This window comes from Mycobacterium sp. (assembly GCF_035653355.1).
In the GTDB taxonomy this organism is placed as follows: domain Bacteria; phylum Actinomycetota; class Actinomycetes; order Mycobacteriales; family Mycobacteriaceae; genus Mycobacterium.
The window spans coordinates 1-7265 of the sequence record NZ_DASRBZ010000412.1 but is presented as its reverse complement, the minus strand read 5'-3'; the positions used below and the strand labels follow the sequence as shown (position 1 = coordinate 7265).

At 65.1% G+C, this 7265-nt stretch carries 8 protein-coding genes; 7 read left to right on the top strand and 1 reads right to left on the bottom strand.

Going from position 1 to position 7265, the window contains the following annotated elements; translation table 11 throughout:
- From VFA16_RS14240 to VFA16_RS14220, 5 genes are all read left to right on the top strand, one after another.
- Window positions 1-933, top strand: a 933-nt coding sequence (locus VFA16_RS14240) for an RtcB family protein (protein WP_324968439.1), incomplete at its 5' end; no start/stop codon positions are given.
- Window positions 930-1361 carry an archease gene (locus tag VFA16_RS14235; protein ID WP_324968438.1) on the top strand — a complete coding sequence of 144 codons (432 nt, stop codon included), beginning with the start codon at window positions 930-932 and terminating at the stop codon, window positions 1359-1361. The genes VFA16_RS14240 and VFA16_RS14235, both read left to right, overlap by 4 nt.
- 125 nt (window positions 1362-1486) lie before the next feature.
- Window positions 1487-1756 (top strand): FeoA family protein, encoded by a 270-nt coding sequence (locus VFA16_RS14230; protein WP_324968437.1) that lies wholly within the window; start codon window positions 1487-1489, stop codon window positions 1754-1756.
- The gene (gene feoB / locus VFA16_RS14225; protein ID WP_324968436.1) at window positions 1753-3666 is read left to right on the top strand and encodes a ferrous iron transporter B; all 1914 of its coding nucleotides are present in this window, start codon (window positions 1753-1755) and stop codon (window positions 3664-3666) included. Before VFA16_RS14230 ends, feoB begins: the two co-directional genes overlap by 4 nt.
- Window positions 3663-4235 carry a NifU family protein gene (locus VFA16_RS14220; protein WP_324968435.1) on the top strand — a complete coding sequence of 191 codons (573 nt, stop codon included), beginning with the start codon at window positions 3663-3665 and terminating at the stop codon, window positions 4233-4235. Before feoB ends, VFA16_RS14220 begins: the two co-directional genes overlap by 4 nt.
- A 116-nt stretch (window positions 4236-4351) precedes the next feature.
- Here VFA16_RS14220 and VFA16_RS14215 read toward each other — a convergent pair whose 3' ends face one another.
- Complete coding sequence (locus VFA16_RS14215) at window positions 4352-4861, bottom strand: DoxX family protein (RefSeq protein ID WP_324968434.1); 510 nt, start codon at window positions 4859-4861, stop codon at window positions 4352-4354.
- Window positions 4862-4929: 68 nt separating this feature from the next.
- Between VFA16_RS14215 and VFA16_RS14210 the strand changes: the two genes are divergently transcribed.
- Window positions 4930-5598 carry an NADPH-dependent F420 reductase gene (locus VFA16_RS14210; protein ID WP_324968433.1) on the top strand — a complete coding sequence of 223 codons (669 nt, stop codon included), beginning with the start codon at window positions 4930-4932 and terminating at the stop codon, window positions 5596-5598.
- Window positions 5599-5793: 195 nt separating this feature from the next.
- The coding region (locus tag VFA16_RS14205; protein WP_324968440.1) for a pyruvate, phosphate dikinase at window positions 5794-7265 on the top strand (1472 nt) is incomplete at its 3' end.

Genomic DNA, 7265 nt, shown 5'->3' with positions numbered 1-7265 from the left:
GACTTAGAGCGCTGCGAGGACGGCGGCGCATTCGACGAGGCTGACCCGTCCGCGGTTAGCGAGCGAGCGCGGCAGCGGGGGCGCCCCCAGCTCGGCAGCCTTGGCTCCGGCAATCATTTCCTGGAAGTCCAGCATGTGGTTGAAGTGTTCGACGAGCCCGTTGCCAAGGCTTTCGGGCTGCGGACCGGTCAAGTATGCGTGATGATCCATTGCGGATCGCGTGGACTGGGACACCAGATCTGCACCGACGAGGTCCGCGCGATGGACCATGCCATGCAGCGCCATGGAGTGCAGGTCCCTGATCGGCAATTAGCTTGCGTGCCAGTGGATTCAGCTGAAGGCCGGCGCTACCTTGCGGCGATGTATGCAGCGGCCAACTATGCTCGCGCCAACCGGCAGCTCCTAGGCACGGCCGCAGCGGAGGTTTTTCGGTCGACCACCGGTACCGGGTTGGAGTTGGTCTACGACATTTCGCATAACCTCGCCCGGATCGAGCGGCACCATGTCGGCGGAGAACTGCGTGACCTTTGTGTACATCGCAAGGGCGCGACCAGGGCACTGCCGCCCGGGCACGCAGAACTACCAACGAATCTGGCTGATGTCGGCCAACCCGTGCTGATACCGGGCTCGATGGGCACCTCGTCATATGTATTGGCCGGGGTGACCGGTGGCGGTGCGTTTCATTCGACCTGTCACGGCGCCGGTAGGCGGCTCAGCCGCCATCAAGCGGCCCGCTTGGTAGCCCCGAAGGAATTGCGCGACCAACTGGAACACCGACAGAAGATCCTGGTCCGCGGCGCATCGAAGCGGGGATTGGTCGAAGAGGCGCCAGCCGCCTACAAGGACGTTTCGGAGGTCGTCGCGGTCGCTGAACAGGCGGGTCTGTGCCGCACTGTGGCCCGGCTGGAACCGCTGGGTGTGGTGAAGGGTTGACCGCAAGCGACCGCGGGCACCGCGCACTGCCCCATCCGGCTGATATCACCGTCGAAGCCTGGGGCCCGACCCGCGAGGCGTGCCTGGGTGAAGCGGTGATGGCACTCACCGACAGTTTCGTCGACGTCACCAATGCGACCAATGCGGCGCCGCTGCGGACCATCACCTCTGAGTTGGCCGCGACGAATGACAGTGATCGTCTCGTGGCGGCACTCGACGAGCTGATCTATCTGCTTGATACCCAAGGCGTTGTTCCGTTAGGCGCAGAGTTCGAGATTGAGTCGGAGACAATGCGTGTGACCATGCCGGTGGCGTCGCTAAGCGACGTCACGCTGATCGGTGCGGCGCCCAAGGCCATCGCGCTGTCCGGGCTCGAGTTCAGCCATACCGGCAACGAATGGCGTTGCCGGGCCACGATCGACGTCTAGGCCGGCGAGGGGCGAGCGTCTACTGTAGGCTGCCGCATCGTGCCGGGTGACCCGATGACAACGCGGTACCGGTCGCCGGGCGCGGGCGTAAGGTGACCCTAACTGCACTCCAGTAAGGGCACGTCATGCATGGTCAAGGCCAGGGTCCCCGTCGATCCGATCTTGCCCGGCTGGAGCCGGGTCAGCGGGCGACCGTGGTGGGTTTGGCGCCGCAGGCCGACCCCTCGGTCGGGCGTCGACTCCACCAATTGGGCTTCCGGCCAACCGCCCGCGTGGACGTGATCCGCCGCGCACCGCTAGGTGATCCCACGATCTACCGAGTCCACGACACCGAACTGTGTATCCGCCGTCGCGAGGCGCGACTGATTGAGGTTATTCCGGAGGCCAACCCATGACGTCGTGTCACGCCGAGGGCAGCGAGACGGTTGCCGTCGCAGACCTTCGACGCGTAGCCCTGGTGGGCAGTCCGAACGCCGGCAAGACCAGCGTCTTCAACCATCTGACCGGGCTGCGCGCGAAGATCGGCAACTACCCGGGCGTCACCGTCGGCCGTAGCGTGGGCACCGCGAAAGTGAATGGCGTCACCATTGTCGTCGAGGACCTGCCCGGCACCTACAGCCTCGACCCCATCAGCCCGGACGAGCAGGTTGTCACAGACCTGCTCACTGGTGAGTTCGACGACATCGGCAGACCCGATGCGGTGCTGCTGGTGGCCGACGCCACCACGCTGCGTCGTTCGATAACGCTCGTGGCGGAGGTTCTGCGCCTCGATTTGCCGTGCGTGTTGGTATTGACGATGACCGACGAATTGACGTCGCGTGGCGGCCGGATCGATACCGATGCGCTATCAACCGCGCTGGGTATCCCGGTAACCGCAGTCGTCGCACATCGCGGCACGGGAATCGAGGTTTTGCGCGCCCAGCTGGGGTCTTTCGACCAGTGGAAGCGCCCGCCGCTTTTGCCTCCGTCCGACCACGACACCATCGACGCCTGGGGCACGTCGGTGCTTGACGCGGCGGGTTATGTTGCGCCGCAACCAGATCAGCGCACCAACCGGATCGACCGGTTGATTCTGCATCCGTTGTGGGGCACGGCCATCTTCTTCGCGGTGATGTTCGCGTTCTTCCAGGTCGTCTTCACCGTCGGTGCGCCTCTGCGGGACGGCATAGGCGACGGACTGAACTGGTTGGGCGCCGAGGTCGCCGATCACCTGGGCAATTCCATGGTGGGTAGCCTGCTGGGTCACGGGATCATCGGCGGTGTCGGTACCGTCCTGCAGTTCATCCCGCAGATTGCGTTGCTGTTCTTGCTGATTGCGTTGCTGGAGAACATCGGCTACATGGCACGCGCAGCATTCGTGATGGATCGGGTAATGGCCATCACGGGTCTGGAAGGCCGCGCCTTTGTGGCGATGCTGTCGTCGTTCGCCTGCGCCATCCCCGGCATCATGGCGACCCGGACTTTGCCATCATCGCGCGACCGGATCGCCACCATTTTGAGCGCACCGCTCATGACGTGTTCGGCGCGCTTGCCCGTGTACACCTTGCTGGTCGGTCTGCTGGTCGCGCCCCAGACGCGCTGGTGGGGGTTCAGCGCGCAGGGCATCACGATGTTCTTGCTATATCTCGGCGGAGGAACCTCGGCGCTGATCGCGGCGTGGTTGTTCAAGTCGACGGTCCTGCGCAGCGACTTGCTGCCGTTCACTATGGAGCTCCCCCCGTATCGGTTCCCATCTCCCAAAGCCGTGCTGGTCGCGGTGTGGAGCGCGGCGAAGATGTTCTTGCGCAAGGCCGGAACCATTATCTTGGCCGTTTCGCTGGTGCTGTGGGCGCTGCTCAACCTGCCGACGCGCGAATCCGAGACCGCCGGCATGTTGCCCACCGACGCGACCGCATACGTGATGGGACACAGCTATGCCGCCGACGTCGGCAAGGCGATCGAGCCCGTGTTCAAACCGCTCGGCTTCGACTGGCATATCGATGTCGCCCTGGTCGGTGCCCTGTCGGCGCGTGAAGTGTTCGTGTCGACGCTCGGCCAGGTTTCAGCCGCGACAAACCCCGCCGACCCCGGTGAAGCGCTGGCAACGATGACCGACGACCACGGCCACAAGGTCTTCACCGCGCCGACAGTCATCGCATTGCTGGTGTATTTCATGTTCGCCCTACAGTGCATGTCGACCGTCGTGGTGATGCGCCGCGAGACCAACTCGTGGCGATGGCCCGCCCTTGCCTTCGGTTACATGTTCGTGCTCGCGTGGGTGATGGCGTTCGCTGCCAGGTCGATTGCGGTAGGTGTCGGGGCATGAATCCGATCCACGCCATCGCCACCTCGGATCCTCAGCAACTGCGCTGGGTGGTGCCGCCGGGCAACCTCCCACCTCAAGGCGCCGTCCGGCATGCTCCAGGTCAGCTCGGTGCATTGCTTGACCGCAGAGTGATCGACCAGTTGGTGGTGCGCGGAACCGATGTGTTGATCACGCTGAGGCCAGGCGCCAGTTGGCGCGAGCTTGGCGACGACATACGTGACGCGCTGAGCGAGGCACTGCGTGAGCCCGCAGATTGGCAGGTCGACCCCTCGTCCGGCGACACGACTAGCGAGCTGACCGAGGTCGCCACCGAGCTGCTCGCTGGACCGATCGGTGCGCTCGCCGAATCACACGGCGGATCAATCGAATTGGTGGCAGTGACCGATAACCACGCAATTGTGCGGATGTCGGGGGCCTGCGCCGGATGCCCGGCGTCTGGCTCGACGATCTACGAAAGGCTGCAGTCCGAGTTGCGCCGACGGGTCGGTGACCAGGTCACTGTTTCCTACGAAAACGAGTTCCCGACAGTGTCGTTGGGCAAGAAGCTGCTGTCCTTGCTGATCCGCTGAAGGTCGGTTGGGACCGACGGCCAACCCCTACCTATAGATCAGCCGTCGCAGCCGCTACCGGGGCGGGAGGGCACCCATGTTTTGCCCGCCTTCGAGCGATTTCTCGTTAAGCCCGCTTACTGCGGTTGCTTGACCGGCGGCCGGTAGAAGATCAGTAGTTGCCCGATAGCGCCGGCCAAGCCCAGCACCACCGATACCAGCAGCCCTTTCCAGCCGTCGAGCCAGTTGTGCCCGAAGATCAGCCAGTCCAAGCTGAGCCGCCCGGGACCTAGTGTGGCCACTGCGACCGCGCTGACCGCCAGCACCAGGTTGTACTCCCAGCCCTCTTTGACGATGAAAAAGCCGTTGGCGCGGTGCACCGTCCACGCCGCAACCACCATCAGTGAGACGAAGCCCGCCGCGGGGATGGGCGTGAGCAGTCCGGCCGCCAGCCCGAGTCCGGCCGACACTTCAGTGGTGGCGGCGACGGCGGCGTGGAAGGTGCCAGGCTTCATGCCGATGCTCTCGAACCAGCGCGCGGTTCCCGGGATTCGGCCGCCGCCGAAGAACTTGTTGAAGCCGTGGGCGGCGAGGGTCAGGCCAAGCACCAACCGCAGGATCAATAATCCAACGTCGTAGGCAGTCATAACCGCAAACTTAACTCGGCGACGATACGGGCCGACAGCGGGAGGCCGGTGACGAAGCCGGCAGCGGGTTGCTCAGATCGAAGTACGGTGTTATTCGGCGTCCCCGACGAAGGGAGCTTGACATCAAGATCGCAATCATTGGAGCCGGCAACGTCGGCGCCACGCTGGGTACCGCCTGGACCAACCGTGGCCATCACGTCAGGTTCGGTGTCCGCCGCCCGGATGACCCGAAGTATGCGTCGCTGGGTGCGGTGAGCACCAACGAATCGGCAGCCGCGTCAGCCGAGGTCGTGGCGTTGTGCACGCCCTGGCAAGGTACCCAGGACGCCGTGCAGAGCTGCGGAGACCTGACCGGCAAAGTCCTCATCGACTGCACCAACCCGCTGACACCGGACTTCAGCGGCTTGGAGATCGGGTTCACCGCCTCGGGAGCCGAGCAGGTCGCGAGGTGGGCGCCGGGCGCACGGGTCTGCAAAGCGATGAACCAAATCGGCGCGGCGATGATGGACGGCCCTCAACTGCCGAGCAAGCCGGTGATGTTCGTCTGCGGCGACGATGACCAGGCTAAGTCCGTCACCGCTGGCCTCGTCGAGGAGCTCGGTTTTGATGCCGTCGACGTCGGCGATCTCACCCTGGCCCGGCTCCTCGAGCCGTACGCCCTACTGTGGATTCATCTGGCTTTGCGCCGCGGATTCGGTACAAACTTCGGATTCGGCTTGCTGCGCGGACAGTCCTGACGCCGCCGCGGCGCCCGCACTGTGGGACCATAGCTGGCAATCGGACGTTTGCCGGAAGAGGTGTCAGGGCTGGCCAGGACGGCCGAGCGACGAGGGGTGTAGGCGATGATCCGTGGCGTGCCTCATGGCGGCGCCCGCGATAACACGTCGGCCGGGCACTTAGCGACCTCGACGTCGGCGCCGCCGTCATCGCTCGTGCCGGTACTCGACGGCACCGCGGAACTGCCGCGCGAAGCGCTGGGCAATAAGGGCTACGGCATCAATGTCATGCGCCGCCACGGTTTGCCTGTACCGCCCGCCTTTTGCATCACCGCCGAAGTGGGCGCCCAGTACCTCGCCGAACCTGAGGCCACGATCAAGGCGATCTGGAACGACGTGCTCGACCGGATCGGCTGGCTGGAAGTTCAGACGTCACGAACGTTCGGGCAGGGACCGTGTCCGCTGCTGGTCAGCGTACGGTCCAGTGCGGCGCGCTCGATGCCCGGGATGATGGACACAGTGCTGGATCTGGGCATCGACGACGCTGTCGAGCAGGCGCTGGCCGCGCGGGGCACGGCGGCGTTCGCCCGCGACACCCGGCAACGATTTAGCCGGATGTATCGACGCATCGCCACGCCGGGTGTGAGCGGCTCCGAAGGAGCCCCCGTGCCCGCCGACGCGTACACGCAGCTGCGGATGGCCATCGAGGCCGTGTTCGCTTCTTGGAACTCGCCCCGCGCGAGCACCTACCGCGCGCATCACGGCATCGACGACAAGGGCGGCACCGCGGTCGTCGTGCAGTCGATGGTGTTCGGTAACATGGGGAGCAATTCTGGTGCGGGAGTGGTGTTTTCGCGCAATCCGATAACCGGCGCCGATGAACGGTTCGGCGAATGGCTACCCGGCGGGCAAGGAGACGACGTGGTGTCGGGCACCGTCGACGTCGAACCGATCGCCGCCCTACGTCACGAGCAACCATCGGTCTACGACGAGCTGATGGCCGCCTCCCGGACACTGGAGCGGCTTGCTGCCGACGTCCAAGAAATCGAGTTCACCGTCGAAGAGGGCAAGCTGTGGCTGTTGCAGACCAGGGCCGCCGAACGATCGGCACAGGCGGCGGTGCGACTGGCACTGCAACTGCGCCGCGAAGGACTCATCGACGACGCCGAAGCGCTGCACCGAGTCACTCCCGCTCAAGTCGAAACGCTGCTGCTGCCGTCGCTGCAGCCGGAAATCCGGCTGGCCGCATCACTTTTGGCGCGCGGATTGCCGGCCAGCCCCGGGGTGGCATCAGGCCGTGCCTACACGGATATCGATGACGCGATGGACGCCGCCGACGCCGGTGAGGACGTCATTCTGGTTCGCAACCACACCAGCCCCGATGACGTCCACGGCATGCTGGCCGCACGCGGCATCGTCACCGAAGTCGGTGGCGCCTCCAGCCACGCCGCGGTGGTCAGCCGCGAACTCGGCAAGGTGGCCGTGGTGGGCTGTGGCCGCGGAGTCGCCGAATCGCTGGCCGGAAAACTGGTGACCGTCGACGGCAGCGAAGGTGAAGTGCGCGAAGGCGTTTTGGAGCTGTCCGCCTGGTCGGAGGACGACACGCCGGAGCTGCGTGAGTTCGCTGATATCGCTCGCCGGGTCGGGCCGTTGCGTGCGCATGCCGACGGTGATTATCCCGCGTTGAC

Coding starts and splice junctions, on each gene's coding strand:
- VFA16_RS14230 (WP_324968437.1), top strand. CDS start 1,487: ATGCATGGTCAAGGCCAGGGTCCCCGTCGATCCGATCTTGCCCGGCTG.
- feoB (WP_324968436.1), top strand. CDS start 1,753: ATGACGTCGTGTCACGCCGAGGGCAGCGAGACGGTTGCCGTCGCAGAC.
- VFA16_RS14220 (WP_324968435.1), top strand. CDS start 3,663: ATGAATCCGATCCACGCCATCGCCACCTCGGATCCTCAGCAACTGCGC.
- VFA16_RS14215 (WP_324968434.1), bottom strand. CDS start 4,861: ATGACTGCCTACGACGTTGGATTATTGATCCTGCGGTTGGTGCTTGGC.